This is a genomic window from Pantoea cypripedii (assembly GCF_011395035.1).
GTDB classification, from domain to species: domain Bacteria; phylum Pseudomonadota; class Gammaproteobacteria; order Enterobacterales; family Enterobacteriaceae; genus Pantoea; species Pantoea cypripedii_A.
In genome coordinates this window covers 1681442-1700228 of record NZ_CP024768.1, presented here as the reverse complement: position 1 = coordinate 1700228, position 18787 = coordinate 1681442, and the positions used below count along the sequence as shown (strand labels likewise).

The window sequence follows — 18787 nt, the reverse complement described above, 5'->3', positions numbered from 1 at the left end:
GCACGCACCCATAAAAAAACCGCGATAAATCGCACCGCGACGATACCTGCCTATGCCAGAACCCTATTCTCCGCCGGATTTCCCACCGCGTAAGCGACCAATGAAACTCAATACGTTGGTCACGCTGATGCTCAGCACCGTGATCGCGTTGGTGCTGCTCAGTGTCCACCTTATTTACTTCTTCCAGATTGGCGCCACCACGCGCGCGCAGCTGGAGGATAAAGCGATGGCGGTGGCGCGTACCCTGGCCGATTCGCCGGAGGTACAACGTGCGCTTTTGCTGCCGCCCAATGCCCTGTTGATTCAACCCATCGCCGAAGAGATCCAGCAAAGTAATAACCTGCTGTTTGTGGTGGTGACCAATATGCAGGGCATTCGCTATTCCCATCTCAACCCGGAACTGGTCGGCCAGCATTTTATCGGCGACGATCTCGAACCCGCGTTGCATGGCCATGAAAATGTCTCAGTGAATAAAGGGGCGCTGGTCAAAGCCCTGCGCGTGTTTACCCCGGTGTATAACGCGCAAAAGCAGCAGATTGGCGTGGTGGTGATTGGTATCTCCCTCAGTGCAGTGACCGATCAGATTAACCAGAGCCGCTGGAGCGTGTTATGGACGGTGCTGATTGGGGCGCTGGTGGGTGCGCTCGGCACCTTGATTCTGGTGCGTGTGCTGAAGCGTATTCTGTTCGGCCTCGAACCGCATGAAATCTCCACGCTGTTCGAACAGCGTCAGGCGATCCTCAACTCGGTGAAAGAAGGTGTGGTGGCGGTGGATGATCAGGGCCAGGTCACGCTGGTCAACCAGGCGGCACAGAAACTGCTGAGCGCCGGGATCGCTACCAGCGCCATCAGTGCCGATCGCATTTACGATGCCTCGGTGATCAACACCCATTTGCAGGATGTGTTGCAAAGCGGCCGCTCCCGCCGTGATGAGGAACTGAATGTGAACGGCCACGTACTGCTCAGCAATACGGTGCCGGTGCGCAGCCAGGGACGGATTATCGGCGCGGTGTGCACCTTCAGGGATAAGACGGAAATCAGCCAGCTGATGCAGCGCCTGAGCGGCATGGTAAACTATGTCGATGCGCTGCGTGAGCGCTCGCATGAATTTATGAATAAGCTGCACGTGATCCTCGGCCTGCTGCATATGAAAAATTATGCGCAGGTGGAAGCTTATGTGCTGAAAACCGCCAATAACTATCAGACCGAAATTGGTTCGCTGGTGCAGAAAATTAAGTCGCCAGTGATTGCCGGGTTCCTGCTGAGCAAGATCAGTCGCGCATCGGATCGCGGACATAGTCTGACGATCAGCGATGCCAGCTTTTTGCCCGACTGCGGCAACGAGCAACAGATGGCGGTGCTGATTACCGTGATTGGCAATCTGGTGGAGAACGCGCTGGACGCACTGGCTGACCAGACTGAAGGTGAGATCCATGTGATGTTGCATTATCAGAATGGCTGGCTGGCGTGCGAGGTGAGCGATGATGGCCCCGGCATTGATCCGGCAATTCTGCCCACTATTTTCGCGAAAGGCTTTTCTACCAAAGGCGACGATCGCGGTGTCGGCCTGTTCCTGCTGAAGCAGCAGACCGAAAGCCTCGGCGGTGATGTCAGCGTGGAGTCAGAACCCGGCGTATATACGCAATTTTTAGTCCAGCTACCCTGGGATGGAGGAAATCAAACCGCATGATCAACGTGTTAGTGGTTGACGATGATGCAATGGTGGCAGAGCTTAATCGCTGCTATATCGGCCAGGTGCCCGGCTTTACCTGCTGTGGTACCGCCGCAACGTTACAGCAGGCGAAAGAGAAGATCCTCAACAGCGAACCGCCAGTCGATCTGGTGCTGCTGGATATTTATATGCAGCAGGAAAACGGTCTCGACCTGCTGCCAGAGCTGCGTAAAGCCAACTGCCCGGTGGAGGTGATTATCATCTCTTCCGCTGCGGATGCCGCTACCATCAAAACCTCGCTGCATTACGGCGTGGTGGATTATCTGATCAAGCCCTTCCAGTTCCCGCGTTTTGAAGAAGCGCTGACCCAGTGGCGGCAGAAAAAATCGCTGATGGATAACCAGCATTATTATCAGCAGTCCGATGTCGATTTACTGATTCACGGCAGCCCGGCCACGCAGCATGACAGCAAACGCCTGCCGAAAGGGCTGACGCCTCAGACGTTACGCACGCTATGCCAGTGGATTGACGCGCACCCAGGCACGGAATTCTCTACCGATGAACTGGCGGCGGAAGTGAATATTTCCCGCGTATCCTGCCGTAAGTACCTGATCTGGCTGGCACAGATTAATATTCTGTTCACCAGCATTCATTACGGAGCCACGGGCCGCCCGGTGTACCGCTATCGCCTGCAACCGGAATACCATTCGCTGCTGCAACAGTATTGTCAGTAACGCAGCCGCCACGCGCTGTCGGATTGCTCAAAGCGAAACTGACGCGATGAGGAACAGATAATTTCCCTGTCGCGTGTGACAAAAATCGCGTCGAGTTCGGGCTGGTCAGCAAGATACGCCAGCCCCTGCTCTACCCCCATGCCATACAGCAGCGTGGTGTAGATATCGCCATCAAGCGAACGATCGGAAATGACCGTGATGCTGAGCAATTCATTGTCGAGCGGATAGCCGGTACGCGGATCGAAGATATGGTGCCAGCAGCGGCCATCGCGTTCGAAATAGCGTTCATAAATACCCGATGTCACCACGGACTTACCCTGCACCCGCAACACACCAAGCAGCTCATCCTCGCGGCCAAACGGTTTTTTCAGTCCGATGCCCCAACCCGCGCCATCATGAGGTGGACACCCCAGCGTCTGGACATTACCGCCGAGATTAATCAGCGCCTGCTGCACGCCCTGCTGGCGTAAAAAGCTTTGCACGCGATCGGCAATGTAGCCTTTGGCAATCGCACCAAGATCGATCTCCATCCCAGGCTGTTGCAGGAACACCGAGCGTTCAGCTGCATTCAGCACCACCTGATGGGGATCGGTCAGGGGCAATAACGCCGCGATCGCCTCAGCAGGCGGCACCTCATGGCCCTGGAAACCAATTTTCCAGCGCTTGACCACCGGGCCGATGGTGAAATTGAAGGCGCTGCCTGGCAGCAGGCTGACCGCGTGGGCAATACTAATCAGCGCAAACACTGGCTCACTGACCACCACCGGATGGCGGCCTGCCGCACGGTTGATCGCCATAACTTCTGAATCGACACGATTGACGGTAAACAGGTTTTCCTGCTGTTTGATCAGCCGGAATACCTGAGCTGCGAGGGGTTGGTTATCTTCGAAGAGTTTAAGCAGAATGGGCGATCCCATCAGAACGGCGGAATACGCATAGACGCCTGCGTCTGTTGTCATTATCGCCTCGTTCAGTTGTAGCGGCGCGATTTATCGCGCGGTTCTTAAAAGAGCGCGATAAATCACGCCGCTACGATGATTTTTCGTAATTTGTTGTTTAGCCTAACGCCAGTGCCGCAGCGTTACGTCCGGCTTTGATACCAAAGATAATGATATCAGCAACCGCGTTACCACCGATACGGTTAGCACCGTGGATACCGCCGACCACTTCACCGGCCGCCCAGGCTCCTGGAATCACCTGTTTCTGCGCATCCAGTACCGCGGTGTCGGTATTGATGGTGACGCCGCCCATGGTGTGGTGCACCCCTGGGGCGATGCGGATGGCAAAATACGGTCCGTGATTGAGTGGATGGCGCAGCGCGGTTTTACGGCCAAAATCTTCGTCATTCTGCTGCTCAACAAACTGGTTGTAACGGTTCAGGGTGGTTTGCAGCGCCTCCTGATCCATATTCAGTTTCACCGCCAATTCGTGCGGGGTGGGTGCGCTGATAACAAAACCTTTGGCAATGTACTCATCCGCCGCTTTGTTGTTCTGACGCACCTGTTCATCAAACATGATCCACGCACTTTTCTCCGGCAGCGCGATAATCTCGGCGGAAACTTTGTCGCGGGTCTCCATTTCATTGTAGAAACGCTTGCCCGCCTGGCTCACCAGAATCGCCCCACCACCACGCATCGCTTCGGAAATCAGGTACGAGGTGGTTTGTTCAACTGTCGGGTGAATCTGGATTTCGCTCATATCCACAGTATCTGCGCCAATTTTCTGCAACATGGCGATACCGCTACCGGTGGCCCCTTTGTGGTTGGTGGTCACGAAGCCATCCAGCTCAGGGCGGTATTTCACCACCATTTCGCGGTTGGCACTGAAACCGCCGGTCGCCACAATCACGCTTTTCGCATTGAGGATACGGCTGTCGTTATACTCATCCACCACTTTTACGCCGCTCACCGCGCCGTTTTCGAACAGGATTTCCGCCACTGAGGTTTCCAGCAGCACTTCGATATTGCGCTGGTTGACGTTTTTCACCAGGCCACTGATCAGGAAGCCACCCACGGCGGAACGATCTTCCGGACGGTGGGTACGGTCAATACTCATCCCGCCGGTAATGGTGATGTCGCACAGCTCAATCCCTTTATCGGTCAGCCAGTCAATCGCACCGGGAGCCTGCTCCACGAACTCACGCAGCAGCACCGGGTTGTTTTTGAATTTACCGCCTTTCAAGGTTTCGTCATAAAACAGATCTTTGCTGTCTTCGATACCTTTCAGGCGCTGATAACGGGTTTCCGCCGCGTTCATACCCACGGAGGCTTTAATGGTGTTACCCCCGATGGTCGGCATCTTCTCGATAATCACTACCCGTGCGCCATCGTCATGCGCCTGAATCGCCGCCGCCAGACCGGCTCCGCCGCTACCCACTACCACCACATCGTAATTGACCGGCGCATTCGGGTTGCCGCCCTCGTCAATCACATACTCTTTGCTGGACGTTGACAGTGCGCGTGATACCGCTTTTTTCAGCGCTTCACTCTGGGTGGTGGCACCGGTCACCGCATCGACATGAGGCGAGTTCGCCACCAGAATGCGCGAACGCAGGCTCTCAAAGGTGCTGGTGAAATCGACATCCAGGGTGTCATCCGGCACCAGCGAGATATCGGTAATACGGTCGGTATCCAGCGTGACGTTGATTTTCAGTTTCAGCGCTTCGGCTTCCACTTTCTCCTGGTACACACCCACTTTGTATTTACGACCCGTGTCGCTCATGTCGCGGATCATCGCGTCCACCAGCGAGAAGCGCCACAACGGTTCCGGAATGGTGAGTTCTTCACGCCTGGTGCTGTCGATAAACAGCTCCATGTGTTCGTTTTTGATCACGCGATCGGCCCAGTCCGGGTAGGCAATGCAGGCTTTACCAATCGCCACCAGGTCGAAGCCATGCTCCAGCGCATTTTCCGCATCTTCTTTATTCACCACGCCGCCAACACCAATCACCGGCACTTTTGCCAGCACTGGCGAACGCAGCGCCAGGTATTTGGTGATCAGCGGCGTCGGATCTTTGGTGTCGACAATTGACGGACGCAGCAACTGGCCGACGGAGAAGTGCACATAATCGAGGCCGCGTGCCGCCAGTTTTTCCAGCAGATACATCGTGTCGTCGAAGCGGATGCCCGGCACTTCAATCTCTTCCGGCGAGAAGCGGTAACCGATGATGAAATCCGCCGCCGCAAAGCGGTCGGCCATTTTGTGGGTGATCTCCAGCACTTCCAGCGCGAAACGCGCGCGGTTGTCGCGGCTGCCACCCCATTTGTCATCACGCTGGTTGGAGTTAGGAGAATAGAACTGCTGAATCAGGTAGGTGTTGGCACCGTGGATTTCAACGCCATCGAAACCGGCTTTGATGGCACGGTTCACCGCATCACCGAATTTGGTGATCATCACATCCACTTCTTCCGCCGTCAGCGCCTGCGGGGTGGTCGCCCCTTCACGCGGCGCGGCAATGGCGCTCGGCGCAACCGGGGTTTTACCGCCGATCAGCGCCGGTTCCACCATGCGGCCACCGTGGTAGATCTGCAGAATCGCTTTGGAACCCTGGGATTTGATAGCGTCGGCAATTTTAGCCAGCCCGGGGATTTTGTTGTCACTATCGATAGCAATCGCACCGGGGAAAGCCGGGCCTCGGTTGTCGATAAAACAACATTCGACAATCACAGTGCCGATGCTGCCTGCACGCACGCGATAGTAGTCCACCAGATCGCTGGTGACACCGCCGTCAAAATAACCGGTACAGGTGGTCATTGGGGCCATCACCAGACGGTTTTTCAATACAGCGCCTTTCGGCAGAGTGAGTGGATTAAGAATCGGGGTGAGCGTATTCATGATAACAACTCCAAAATTTAAAAGTTTCGAATTCTGTCGCAGACGCAGTTATTTCAAATTTATTTAAGAGGTCCGACTTCATAGCAACAATATACCAATTTCTTTAGTTACATAATTAATAAGTTTAGTTATTTAACTTTTAAATTATTCTGGAAATAAACACAACAGCTGAATATGCGCCACTTAAAATGTTAGCGAAAGGTTGTCAAAAATCAATTTTTTCATTTACATTAAAATTAATTTATGATAAATCATCACGTTATGAGACGCATCCCAGACAGAAAGGCTTTCTTCCTTTAGCTTCATGGCGTTCTGGCACCACCAGAAAAGAATTAAGCAAAGGTAAAAATATATGACAAATACAAAAAGGATTTAATACTGAATCGATTTTTTGATCCAGATCAAAATGGAGTTTTTAATAAATCGCATCATATTTACATTACGCAATCTTCTCTCTTCAACATTGCAATTAAAGAAGCATTAAAGACGTAACGGCAGCTTAAAAAAGTATCAACTGAGTATTAATAACGGTAACACCTGTTGTCCCGGAACGTTAATCGCATTCTCCACAACTTGCAGACCAAAACCATGAAAACACAAACTACCCAGAGTGAACCCCTAAAAGCGCCGCCTGCCGCGCCGGGGAATAAAAACCGGCTAATGATGTTATGCCTGCCGATCGTTATCGCTGTGCTGTTACTCCTGGTGCCAACACCCGCAGGGCTGGAGCCTTACGCCTGGCACTTCTTCGCTATCTTTGTCGGGGTGATTGTCGGCCTGATCTTCGAACCGCTGCCCGGTGCGGTGATCGGCCTGACCGGCGTGGTGGTCATCGCGCTGTTCAGTCAGTACCTGCTGTTCAGCCCGGCCGAGCTGGCCGATCCTAAGTTCAAAATGGCGGGTCAGTCCTTCAAATGGGCGGTGAGCGGCTTCGGTAACTCCACCGTGTGGCTGATCTTCGGGGCCTTTATGTTTGCCGCTGGCTACGATAAAACCCAGTTCGGTCGCCGCCTGGCGCTGATTCTGGTGAAATATCTGGGCCGTCGCAGCCTGACGCTGGGTTACGCCATTACCTTCGCCGACCTGCTGCTGGCACCGTTTACGCCGTCGAACACCGCGCGTAGCGGCGGGACTATCTACCCCATCATCGCCAACCTGCCGCCGCTGTACGGTTCAAAACCCAATGACCCCAGCGCACGCAAAATTGGTTCTTATCTGATGTGGGTGGCAATTACCGCCACTTGTATCACCAGCTCGATGTTCCTGTCGGCGCTGGCACCGAACCTGCTGGCCCTCGCGCTGGTAAAAAGCGTGATTGGTTTCGATATCAGCTGGGGGATGTGGTTCCTCGCCTTCCTGCCGCTCGGTGTGCTGCTCATTCTCACCATGCCGCTGCTGGCTTACTGGCTGTACCCGCCAGAAGTGAAACTGAATGACGAAGTGCCACGCTGGGCCACTGCCGAGTTGGCAAAACTGGGCAAACTGTCACGCAATGAAATCCTGCTGCTGATCTTCGTGGTTTCTGCGCTGCTGATGTGGATCTTCGCCACCGACTGGATTGAACCGGCGATGGCTGCCCTGCTGGTGATTGTGCTGATGCTGTGGACTGGCGTACTGAACTGGAGCGACATCACCAGTAATAAAGCCGCCTGGAACACCTTCGCCTGGTTTGCCACCCTGGTGGCGCTGGCGGATGGTCTGGCACGCGTTGGCTTTATCGCCTGGCTGGGTAAAGAAGGTGGCCAGCTGCTGCACGGTTATGACCCACAGGTTTCCGCCGTGGTGCTGCTGATTGCCTTTTATGTGCTGCACTACCTGTTCGCCAGTACCACCGCGCACACCACCGCGCTGTTGCCTGCCATGCTGACCATTGCGGCGGCTATCCCAGGCATCAATATGCCGGTGTTCTGTCTGATGCTGTGTACCTCACTCGGTGTGATGGGCATCATCACCCCTTACGGTACTGGCCCCAGCCCGATTTACTACGGTAGCGGCTATCTGCCCACCAAAGACTACTGGCGTCTGGGCACCATCTTCGGTGCACTGTTCCTGGTGCTGCTGATGGTGATTGCTTATCCGTGGATGGTGCTGATGTTCTGATGATGTTGCTTCGATGTTAAAAATCGCAGCCGCGAAAGAATGTTAAAATGCTATGATACTCGCCAGTCAGCCCCAGGCCGGGCTGGCGAGAGAAAAACCTATAACGAATCGCTAATGATGTCGCCCGCGTCTTCTGGCGACACATAACTGAGTGAGCCAACCATGTCGAATAAACCCTTCTTTTATCAGAATCCTTTTCCTCTCGCCAAAGATGATACTGAGTACTATCTGCTCAGCCGCGATTATGTTTCCGTGGCAAATTTCGATGGCGAAGAAGTATTGAAAGTCGATCCCAAAGCGCTGACTGTGCTGGCACAGCAGGCATTCCATGATGCTTCTTTTATGCTACGTGCCGCCCACCAAAAACAGGTGGCGGCGATTCTGGCGGATGACGAAGCCAGCCAGAACGACAAATATGTCGCGTTGCAGTTCCTGCGTAACTCTGAGATCGCTGCCAAAGGCGTGTTGCCGACCTGCCAGGACACCGGCACCGCCATCATCATGGGCAAAAAAGGTCAACGTGTCTGGACCGGTGGTGGCGATGAAGCCGCACTGTCGCAAGGCGTGTATAACACCTTTATCGAAGATAACCTGCGTTACTCACAGAACGCCGCGCTGGATATGTATAAAGAGGTGAATACCGGCACCAACCTGCCGGCGCAGATTGACCTCTACAGCGTCGATGGTGACGAGTATAAGTTCCTGTGTATCGCCAAAGGTGGCGGCTCCGCCAACAAAACCTATCTGTATCAGGAAACCAAAGCCCTGATCACCCCGGCCAAACTGAAGAATTACCTGATCGACAAAATGATGTCACTCGGCACCGCTGCCTGCCCGCCCTACCATATCGCCTTTGTGATTGGTGGCACCTCGGCAGAAAGTACGCTGAAGACGGTGAAACTGGCATCGACCCACTACTACGACTCGCTGCCGACCGAAGGTAATGAGCACGGCCAGGCCTTCCGCGATGTGCAACTGGAGCAGGAGCTGCTGGAAGCCTCGCAGAAACTGGGCCTCGGTGCCCAATTTGGCGGCAAATACTTCGCTCACGATATCCGTGTCGTGCGTCTGCCACGTCATGGCGCATCCTGCCCGGTTGGCATGGGGGTTTCCTGCTCGGCGGACCGTAACATTAAGGCGAAGATTAACCGCGAAGGGATCTGGATCGAGAAGCTGGAAGACAATCCGGGTCGCTTTATTCCGGAAGCGCTGCGTCAGCAGGGCGAAGGCGAAGTGGTGCACGTAGACCTCAATCGCCCGATGTCAGACATTCTCGCCCAGCTGTCGTCGTTCCCGGTATCCACCCGTCTGTCATTGAACGGCACCATTATCGTGGCGCGCGACATTGCCCATGCCAAACTGAAAGAACGCATTGATAACGGTGAAGGTCTGCCGCAGTACATTTTGGATCATCCGGTGTATTACGCCGGTCCGGCCAAAACGCCGGAGGGTTATGCGTCAGGTTCACTTGGCCCGACGACCGCCGGTCGTATGGATTCCTATGTGGATCTGCTTCAGGCCAACGGCGGTAGCATGGTGATGCTGGCAAAAGGTAACCGTAGCCAGCAGGTAACGGATGCCTGCCATAAACACGGCGGCTTCTACCTCGGCAGCATCGGCGGTCCGGCTGCGGTACTGGCGCAGCAGAGCATCAAGAGCCTGGAGTGCGTCGAGTACCCTGAACTGGGGATGGAAGCGATCTGGAAGATTGAAGTGGAAAACTTCCCGGCGTTTATTCTGGTGGATGACAAAGGCAACGATTTCTTCCAGCAGATCCATAATCAGTGCGCAGCGTGCGTGAAGTGACTTTCCTGGTGGTGCGCAGCAATGCGCACCCTCTCCCACCCTGCCAAATTGCGCGATAAATCGCGCCGCTACATCATTTGCGGACATTTTCGCCGCCATCCATTATCGCACCGGGTTGTAGCTGCGCAATTTATTGCGCGTTTTGCCCCTGCGTTGATGCCAAAGAAGCGCGATAAATCGCGCCGCTACACGTTGGTGCAGACTTGCACTGTGGCATAGCAGGATGACGATCCGATGAAGAGATCATCCCTGCCCTTTCACGCTAACTGGTTATTAATTAACTGATTAATTTTTCTCCTTTGAGTGGCACAAATATTGCTCAATTTAATTATCTGATTAATTAAATTCGTGGCAACCGCCACATTCACGCCAACACCAGGAGAACGTTATGACGGTCGATGAAGCGATAGCGCTGTTTGACGCGCAACGCGAAAAGATCTGGTTTGAACAGCCAGCGGAGATTGCCGCACTCGGCAGGGGTGAGGTGCCACGCGGCACTGGCGCCAGGGGCCAGTATCTCAGCACCATCATCTTTGCCGAAGGGGAAACCCGCACGCTGGCGGATGAAATGCTGTGGGGGCTGATCCGTGTCGGTGAGGACAACCCGACAGCAGACCTGAAAACCCTGCAACTGTTGATCAAAGAAATCATGGGATACAAAGCCAATTTCTTTGATTTCGTCAGCCTGCCGGATGCCGCCCGCATGCTGCACACCTATGTCGAGGTGGCTGGCGAGTGTGAAACCCTGAGCGATCTGGTGCGCCTGTCCCACAGCGCCCTGTCCTGGGCTAACCGCCTGCATATGTGGGTCGATTTTATTCTTCCCTGGGGTCTCGGGGACGGTTTTCGTCGCGTTAAAGCCTGACTGGGAGAGAAAACATCATGAAACTGGCTATGCATGTTGCCGACAAGAAGATTTGCGTCATCGAAGTATGGGAAGACAAAGTCCCCAATCTGGCGAAAGTGCTGCGCGAAAAGCTGCCGCTGAAAAGCGTGCTGCAACACGGCAAATTGATTGGCGACATGGTGTTCTTCACCCTGCCGATCGTCGCGCCCTGGGAAAACAAATACCTGACGCAGGATGTTGGTAAACTGCGCCGTGAACAGTACGGCGAAGTGACCGGTGCCGTATGCTACTACAGCCCGCGCCAGCAAATGTGCGTGGTATATGGCGACGATACCGCTGACGAGCCGCTCCCGATCTCCTATATCGGCCAGGTGATCGAAGGTAAGCTGGAACTGCGCGTCACCGGGTTGGAAACCTGGTTCGATCAGGGCCGCACCGTCGAACTCAGTATTATCGATTAAGGATAAAGCAGCGCCTGCATGGCGCTGTCTATCTGTGCCGACGCGGTCGCAAATCTCGCAGGCGCGCCGGCACAATGCCCATAAGGTGAAATCAGCGGGCGCAACTCCCCCTGACGTAGTTCCGCCACCTCCAGCGCCGCCTCCTCCAGCGTAAAGTAGCGATCGTTGTCGCAGGGCATGACGATGCAGCGTGCAGCAATCTGCGCCAGCGCCGCACGCCAGTCTCCCCCGGTAAGCAAACCGACATCGGCGTGGTACCAGCTGTGCAACGCACTCAGCAAATCATTGGCGTCCAGCGCCTGATGATCCTGCTCCCAGTCCACCAGCAGCGCCTCCAGCGAGTCGAAGCCCAGATCGCGCCAGCGTGCCTCACGAAAAAAAGCGGCGGAATAAGCCCAGCCAGCGTAAACCCGGCCAAAAGCCGCCAGACCGCGCAGCGGCGGCGTGTGGTAATGACCATCAGCAAACTGCGCGTCACAGCACAGCGCCGCACGCACGCCGTCGAGAAACACCTGATTATTCGGCCAGCAACGTGCTGAACCACACACCGCCAGCAGACTCTGCACCTGATGCGGCCGCGCCACCGCCAGATGCCATGCCTGCATCGCGCCCATTGACCAGCCATACGCCAGCGCGATCCGGCGAATGCCCAGGTGTTCAAACAATAACCGTTCCTGCGCGCGCAGATTATCCAGCAAGGTGACGCGTGGGAAGGCGGCGCCCGGCTGTAAAACTGAATTGGATGGAGACGTTGAGACGCCATTGCCCAGCTTATTCACCAGCACGATAAACCAGCGCGCCGGGTCGAGGGTTTTCCCGCTGCCAATCAACGGCAGATAACTGGCATGGGTGCCGCTGTAATAACTAAAAATCACCACCGCGTTGTCATGATTGGCGTTAAGCTGACCAAAGGTTTGATAGCCGATGCAGGTCTCAAGCAGCGTTTCACCGCTAACCAGCGGCAGCTCGCCGAGTCGATAAAAAGCGCATAAACCCATGCCGTTCTCCGTTGTCGATATGATAGAGTTAATTAATTAGTTAATTTCATAAGGATGTCGCCATGAAGGAAGCCCCAGCAGCAGAACCCGGCAGCAGGAAACCGCGTAAAACCCAGCGCGACGTGGCTGAATTGTTGCAATCGTCGGCGTTTGACCTGTTTGCCACGCAGAACTACTCGTCGGTGCGCATTAAGGATATCGCCACGGCCACCGGGCTGAATTCGGCGCTGATTTACTACTATTTCGGTTCCAAAGAAGACCTGTTTATCAAGGTGATTGAATCGGCGGTGGAGCGCGCCTTTGTGCAGTTTGACGACATTAAAGCCAGCGCCAACGGCCCGCGCGACCTGATCTTCCTGTGGATCGAAATCCATATTCTGCAGTTCCATCTGTTACAGAAACTGGCCAAAATCAGCCTTGATTACTCCAGCACCAATGGCCGCATCGCCAGCATTGATAAAGCCATCAAAAAGTTCTACGAAAAGGAATCGCTGATTCTGAAGAACACCATCAAAGAAGGCATCGCCAGCGGCCTGTTCCGCGAAGTGAATCCGACCGATATGGCGATGCTGATCTCGACTTATCTTGATGGCGTGCTGTTCCGCAACGTGATGTTTCCCAATTTCAAATACAAGCAAGCGATTAACGTGATGCGTAATTTTGTGTTTGAAAGGCTCGACGCCTGAAAGTCTCTTGTAGCGGCGCGATTTATCGCGCGGGTTTTCCCGGCAGCCCGCACGGAATGGCGCGATAAATCGCGCCGCTACGGATTCGCACATCAAAAAATGGTGCTGTAGCGATCTATTTCCCACTGGCTGACGTGCAGGTGATAGCTGTTCCACTCCTGCAATTTATAGTGGATAAACTCTTTCTTCAGCGCTTCTCCCAATGTCGCCGCGACAAACGGATCGGCATCAAAGGCTTCCACCGCTTCCAGCAGGTTTTGCGGCAGGAAGTCGATACCCCGCTCGCGACGTTCGGCTTCGCTGATGGCATAAAGGTTGTCTTCATTCGGCTGACGCGGGTCGATCTTCTCACGGATACCTTCCAGACCGGCCGCCAGCGCCAGCGTTGCTGCCAGATAAGGGTTCACCGCACCATCCGCATTACGTGATTCACAACGCCCACCGCCTGCCGGGACGCGCACCGCGTTGGTACGGTTATTCGACCCCCACGAGTTGAACACCGGTGCCCACGAGAAGTAGCTCATTGCCCCCTGGCGCACCAGGCGTTTGTAGCTGTTCACCGTCGGCGCAAACGCAGCGCAAAGTGCGCGGCCATGTTTCAGCAACCCACCAATAAAGTGATAACCGGTGTCGCTCAGCCCCAGTCCCCAGGGGTCATCGGCGCTGGTAGCATCACGCTTAAACAGGTTGGCCCCGCTGTGGATGTCATACAGCGACATATTGAAATGCGCGCCAGTGCCGGTTTTATCGGCAAACGGCTTCGGCATGGTGGTGGCAATCAGCCCACGCTGTTTGGCGTAATGTTTCGCCATAAAACGGAAGAAGATAAAGCGATCGCAGGTGGTCAGCGCGTCAGCGTAGTTGAAGTCAAACTCGTATTGCGAGTTGCCGTCTTCATGATCGAGTGAATAGAGATCCCAGCCCAGCGCATTGATGGTGGAGGAGACCTCATCCAGCCAGCCAAACTGGTCGACAAAGCCCTGCAAGTCATAGCAGGGTTTGTTCAGTTTGTTATCACGCTCCGGCACCACCAGACGCCCGTCTTCCTCGCGTTTCAGCAGGTAGATCTCACACTCGATGCCAAGGTTAAAACCAAAACCCATCGCGTTGGCCTGTTTAATCACATTCTGCAATGCCACCCGGGTGCTGAGCGCATAGGGTTCGCCTTTGAAGTGGTTGTCGGCGGGCATCCAGGCAATTTTCGGCTCCCACGGCAGCTGGATGATATGGTCAAGATCCGGCACCGAGGTCAGTTCGTCCTCATGCGGAGACTGGCCCAGGCCATCGAGGGCATAACCGGTATAACGTTCCGAGCCCTGCGCCATCTGATCCAGATGCCCGATTGGCACCACTTTGCCCTTTGGCACGCCGTGGATATCCACGTATGCCCCCATGCAATACTCCACCCCTTTGGCCATCAGGGCCTGTTTGATTTCGGCGATCTGTTGCGCGGTTTTCATTTATGCCCTGCCTTAGTCATGTTCAACAATAGAATGGGGAATATAGGGTGCATCCAGCGCGGTAATTTCATCCGCGCTCAACGTTAGATCCAGCGCCGCCAGCGCGTCGCTCAGGTGCAGGGAACGGGTGGCCCCGATGACGGCGGAGACCACCGCCGGACGGCTGTAAAGCCATGCCAGTGCCACCTGCGCCATCGGCACACCGCGCGTTTGCGCCACCTGCTCCACCACGCGGATCACCGCGTTGTCTGCCTGGGCGGTGGCGGCATAGAGAAAATCGGTATAGCTGTCATCCGCACCACGCGTGCTGGCTTTCGCCGCCTCCACCGGACGAGCCAGACGGCCTCGCGCCAGCGGGCTCCACGGCGTCACCGCTACGCCTTCCGCCTGACACAACGCCAGCATCTCGCGCTCCTCCTCGCGATAGATCAGGTTGAGGTGGTTTTGCATGGCGATAAAACGGCTCCAGCGTTCGTACTTCTGGATTTGCAACGCTTTGCTGAACTGCCAGGCGAACATTGACGAGGCGCCGAGATAACGCACCTTGCCCATCTTCACCAGGTCGTGCAGCGCTTCCAGCGTCTCTTCAATCGGCGTGTCGTTGTCCCAGCGATGGATTTCGTACAGGTCGATATAGTCGGTACCAAGACGACGCAGGCTATGATCGCACTCCTGCATAATCGCCTTGCGCGATAACCCTTTGCTGTTCGGGCCGCTGCGCATCGGGTTGTAAACTTTGCTGGTGATCACCACCTCATCGCGCTGCGCGAAATCCCGCAGTGCACGGCCGAGAATCTCTTCACTCGCTCCTTTGGCGTAGATGTTGGCGCTGTCGAAAAAGTTAATCCCCTGCTCCAGTGCCTCACGGATCAACACCCGGCTGGCCTCTTCGTCCAGCGTCCAGCTCCGGCCACTGCGCGCCGGTGGCGCATAGGTCACCGTTCCCAGACAAAGTGCGGAAACTTCCAGCCCGGAGTGCCCCAGCTTCACATAACGCATTGCCTTGCTCCTCACTCCGCCATGCGGGTTTTCAGGTAATTGGCCAGATGCCAGACGGTGGTTTCGAGATGGCTTAGCCGTCCCGGCCGGGCCAGACGCGAACGGCTGCCGCGCTGCTGCTCGGCATTTATCCACTGATCTTCATCGATGATGGTCAGGCTGCCCTGCTTCATACTCTCGGCGGTCTGGGCAAAGTCATCCCGCGCGGCGGATGCACGCGATACCAGCACCACGCGATGCCATTTGGTGGCATGCGGGGAGACAGGCAAAATGGCACTGATGGAGATACGATCCGGGTTAAGTGAAATCAGGCAATTGGGATAGAGCAACACCAGCTCGCTGTAGCGCATCTGATCATCATTCAGGCCGCTAAAGGGTTCCAGGCCTTCGGTCAGGATCTCGCTCAGCTCACCGTTTTTCCGCAGCGGCTGATGGCAGATAGTCCAGCCCGGGCCATCATCGATGATGGAGCTGAGGCGACCGGGGAAGCTATCCTCCAGCGTGGTGCGGTGCACCGCCGCGTGGTGATAGCATTCCATAAAGGTCTCGATAGCCATTTTCCAGTTGTAGGGGCAGTCGTAATCCAGCGTGTAGGCGGTGACCAGATCGGCAAAGTGGTAGCGTTCGAAACGCTCAGCCATGGGGGCCAGTCGCTCGGCCATCGACGGTGCATCGGCATTGAAGGTGACGAAAATCATGCCGAACACCACCTCATGACGGATCTTCGGCAGGCTGCACTGCTGCCGGTCAAAATCCTGCGCCTGATTCATTGATGGCGCACCGCTCAGCTTGCCGTGGGTGTTGTAAGTCCAGTTGTGGAACGGACAAATAAAAGAGCGGCTGTTACCGCTGCCCTGAGCAATCGGTGCCCAGCGATGCAGACAGACGTTGGAGAACACCGCAATACCTGCATCGTTGCGTACGATCAGCAACGGTTCACCCACCACATCCAGGGTGAAAAAGTCATTCAGGTTGGCCACCTGCGAAACATGGCCAACAAACAGCCAGTCCTGACGGAACACTTTGTCTTCTTCGAGACGGAAGAAACTGTCGCTGTTATAGGCCGCGGGCGGCAACGTCTCTGAACGGCTGGCATCATGTTGCTGCTGCTCCAGCATCCGTTGCAGAATGCTGTCGCCATCATCAAACACTACATCAATTCTCTCGCGATACATTTCACTCTCCTCTGGCGGTGCGAAGGGTCAATGGACCTAGTTCTTTTTCCAGCAGCGGCAATACGCGTTCGCCAAACAGCGTCAGCGAACGGCGCGCATCGGCAATCGGCATATCGCCAAACTGGAAGAAACAGTTGTAGTGGCTGGGACGGATGGCACGGATCTCCGCCAGCATGCGTTCGGCGACCGTTTCCGCATCGCCAATCATCAGGTTATTGCTGACCGTCTCCAGTGATGGCTCATCCGGCAACGGCGGCGCATGGATAAATGCCTGTTCGCTGACGCTGGTGTTCTCGCGCAGGGCGGCGATCATGCGGGCGACAAACAGCGCGCGCTCGGCTGCGGCGTGCGCCTGCTGACGATTTTCTGTCACGTGGATGTATTGCTGCACCGCGACCGGCATATCGGCGTTCAGGCCCGCCTGTTGCCAGCCAAGGCGTGCATCCGCTACCATCTGCTGCAACTTGTGGCTGCCGCGATAGCCGGCGGTAAAAAACGGCGTCGCCTGCCAGCGCTGAAACTGCGCAATCAGCTGCGGATTGGATGAGGTGAGATAGAGCGGCGGCAGTGGCTTCTGCAGCGTGTCGAGCAGAAAATCGGTGCGCAACGGCTGGCCGAAACGGTCCGGTGACTGCGTGTGCCCCTGAGTCAGGGCATCGCTGATAAACTGCCAGTGCGCCAGCAGTTGCTGACCCCGGGTTTCCACATCCAGCCCGTAACGATCAAACTCCCACGCCTGGTAACCACTGCCGATGCCCAACACCAGCCGTCCTTCCGTCAGGCGGTCCACCAGGGCTATCTCCTGCGCGATACGCATCGGCTGATACAGCGGCAGCACCACGACGGCGGTGCCGAGGCGGATACGCCGGGCATAGCCCGCCATATGCGCCACCAGCATCAGCGGCGATACGCTAAGGGAATAATTGGTGAAGTGGTGCTCAGCAAACCAGGCGGTATCGAAACCAATCTCTTCCGCCAGCAGCACCATGCTGCGCATATCCTCAATCACCCCCTGCACACCGCGCGGGTTGTCTTTGTAGGACATCAGATTAAACAAGCCGAGTTGCATAATTAGCCCCGCGTCCAGCGATAGTGATGTTCAACACGCGCCTGCACCAGACTGAGCACGGTGGTGGCGACCAGATACCAGATGCAGGCGACGATCAGCAGCGGAATGTTTTCGTAGGTGCGTGAGTAGATCGCCTGCGCCGAGTAGAGCAAATCCGACAGGGAAATCACGCTCACCAGCGAAGTGGTTTTCAGCATGCCAATCACCTGATTGCCCGTCGGCGGGATGATAAAAGGGATAGCCTGCGGCAGGATCACCCGCTTCAGATACTGGCCGCGCGTCATACCCAGCGCCCGCGCCGCTTCCTGCTGCCCCTCATCTACTGACGAGATACCCGCACGGATAATCTCCGCCATATACGCCGATTCATTCAGGCCAAGACCGAGGATCGCCGCCGCCAGTGGGGTAATCAGATCGTTGGTGCTGCCGCTCCACAAGGTAAACAGGCCGGGAATACCGAGACTGACCTGCGGATAGAGCGCCGCGAGGTTGTACCAGAAAATCAGCTGCACCAGCACCGGCGTGCCCCGGAAGAACCAGATCCAGCCCCGGCTGAAACCGACGACCAGCGGGTTACTGGAGAGGCGCATCACCGCCAGCACCACGCTGAGCACGATAGCCAGCAGCATAATCACCAGCGTCAGCCAGAAGGTGGTCCACAGGCCAAGCAGGATAGTGGGCGAAAACAGGTATTTGCCCACCGTGTCCCAGGCGAAATTCGGGTTAGTGATCATCGAATGCGCCACCAGCGCCAGCAGCACGGCCAGCACCAGTGCAGAGATCCAGCGGCCTGGATAGCGCTGCGCCACTACGTGGCGGGTGTGATCCGCTGTGGTGTTCAGCGGAGAGGTCAATGTTTTATCCGTCATCAGCGTTCTCTTCATCGTTTCAACCGGACAAATTTAATTAACTGATTAATTAAGATCTACAGTTTGCGTCAGCGTCT

At 55.7% G+C, this 18787-nt stretch carries 15 protein-coding genes; 7 read left to right on the top strand and 8 right to left on the bottom strand.

Annotated elements, in window-relative coordinates; all coding sequences use genetic code 11:
• Positions 1 to 52: 52 nt before the first annotated feature.
• Complete coding sequence (locus CUN67_RS07890; protein ID WP_439332273.1) at positions 53 to 1690, top strand: sensor histidine kinase; 1638 nt, start codon at positions 53 to 55, stop codon at positions 1688 to 1690.
• Positions 1687 to 2406 (top strand): two-component system response regulator DcuR, encoded by a 720-nt coding sequence (gene dcuR, locus CUN67_RS07885; RefSeq protein WP_084873982.1) that lies wholly within the window; start codon positions 1687 to 1689, stop codon positions 2404 to 2406. Before CUN67_RS07890 ends, dcuR begins: the two co-directional genes overlap by 4 nt.
• Here dcuR and CUN67_RS07880 read toward each other — a convergent pair.
• Together CUN67_RS07880 and CUN67_RS07875 are read right to left on the bottom strand one after the other, a co-directional pair.
• Positions 2400 to 3365, bottom strand: coding sequence for an FAD:protein FMN transferase (locus tag CUN67_RS07880; protein WP_208714723.1), 966 nt, complete (start codon positions 3363 to 3365; stop codon positions 2400 to 2402). The genes dcuR and CUN67_RS07880 overlap by 7 nt on opposite strands.
• A gap of 97 nt (positions 3366 to 3462) precedes the next feature.
• Positions 3463 to 6240, bottom strand: a complete 2778-nt coding sequence (locus CUN67_RS07875) for a flavocytochrome c (RefSeq protein ID WP_208714722.1) — start codon at positions 6238 to 6240, stop codon at positions 3463 to 3465.
• Positions 6241 to 6828: 588 nt separating this feature from the next.
• On the opposite strand from CUN67_RS07875, the gene CUN67_RS07870 reads away from it, so the two are divergent.
• The 4 genes from CUN67_RS07870 to CUN67_RS07855 all read left to right on the top strand — a co-directional run bounded on the left by CUN67_RS07870 (position 6829) and on the right by CUN67_RS07855 (position 11454).
• Positions 6829 to 8340 (top strand): anion permease, encoded by a 1512-nt coding sequence (locus tag CUN67_RS07870; RefSeq protein ID WP_208714721.1) that lies wholly within the window; start codon positions 6829 to 6831, stop codon positions 8338 to 8340.
• Positions 8341 to 8502: 162 nt separating this feature from the next.
• Positions 8503 to 10146, top strand: coding sequence for a class I fumarate hydratase FumA (gene fumA / locus CUN67_RS07865; protein ID WP_208714720.1), 1644 nt, complete (start codon positions 8503 to 8505; stop codon positions 10144 to 10146).
• A gap of 388 nt (positions 10147 to 10534) precedes the next feature.
• The gene (locus CUN67_RS07860; protein ID WP_084873978.1) at positions 10535 to 11011 is read left to right on the top strand and encodes a hypothetical protein; all 477 of its coding nucleotides are present in this window, start codon (positions 10535 to 10537) and stop codon (positions 11009 to 11011) included.
• A 17-nt stretch (positions 11012 to 11028) separates the two neighbouring features.
• On the top strand, positions 11029 to 11454 hold the full coding sequence (locus CUN67_RS07855) for a DUF3830 family protein (RefSeq protein WP_013508755.1): 426 nt from the start codon (positions 11029 to 11031) through the stop codon (positions 11452 to 11454).
• Here CUN67_RS07855 and CUN67_RS07850 read toward each other — a convergent pair.
• Positions 11451 to 12452 (bottom strand): alpha/beta fold hydrolase, encoded by a 1002-nt coding sequence (locus CUN67_RS07850; protein ID WP_208714719.1) that lies wholly within the window; start codon positions 12450 to 12452, stop codon positions 11451 to 11453. The genes CUN67_RS07855 and CUN67_RS07850 overlap by 4 nt on opposite strands.
• A 62-nt stretch (positions 12453 to 12514) precedes the next feature.
• Here CUN67_RS07850 and CUN67_RS07845 point away from each other — a divergent pair, with 62 nt between their 5' ends.
• A complete protein-coding gene (locus CUN67_RS07845; protein WP_084873976.1) occupies positions 12515 to 13138 on the top strand; it encodes a TetR/AcrR family transcriptional regulator in 624 nt (207 codons plus the stop codon).
• 92 nt (positions 13139 to 13230) lie between these two features.
• Here the strand turns inward: CUN67_RS07845 and glnT are convergent, their stop codons facing one another.
• From glnT to CUN67_RS07820, 5 genes are read right to left on the bottom strand one after another with little or no spacing between them, the layout of a single operon-like run.
• Positions 13231 to 14598, bottom strand: coding sequence for a type III glutamate--ammonia ligase (gene glnT / locus CUN67_RS07840; RefSeq protein ID WP_208714718.1), 1368 nt, complete (start codon positions 14596 to 14598; stop codon positions 13231 to 13233).
• A gap of 12 nt (positions 14599 to 14610) precedes the next feature.
• Positions 14611 to 15597: an aldo/keto reductase gene (locus CUN67_RS07835; RefSeq protein ID WP_208714717.1), complete on the bottom strand. Its 987-nt coding sequence runs from the start codon at positions 15595 to 15597 to the stop codon at positions 14611 to 14613.
• An 11-nt stretch (positions 15598 to 15608) separates the two neighbouring features.
• Positions 15609 to 16772: an aromatic ring-hydroxylating oxygenase subunit alpha gene (locus CUN67_RS07830; protein WP_208714716.1), complete on the bottom strand. Its 1164-nt coding sequence runs from the start codon at positions 16770 to 16772 to the stop codon at positions 15609 to 15611.
• A gap of 1 nt (position 16773) precedes the next feature.
• Positions 16774 to 17841 (bottom strand): LLM class flavin-dependent oxidoreductase, encoded by a 1068-nt coding sequence (locus CUN67_RS07825; protein WP_208714715.1) that lies wholly within the window; start codon positions 17839 to 17841, stop codon positions 16774 to 16776.
• Between the two features lie 2 nt (positions 17842 to 17843).
• Positions 17844 to 18725, bottom strand: coding sequence for an amino acid ABC transporter permease (locus CUN67_RS07820; protein WP_254711385.1), 882 nt, complete (start codon positions 18723 to 18725; stop codon positions 17844 to 17846).
• Positions 18726 to 18787 lie beyond the last annotated feature (62 nt).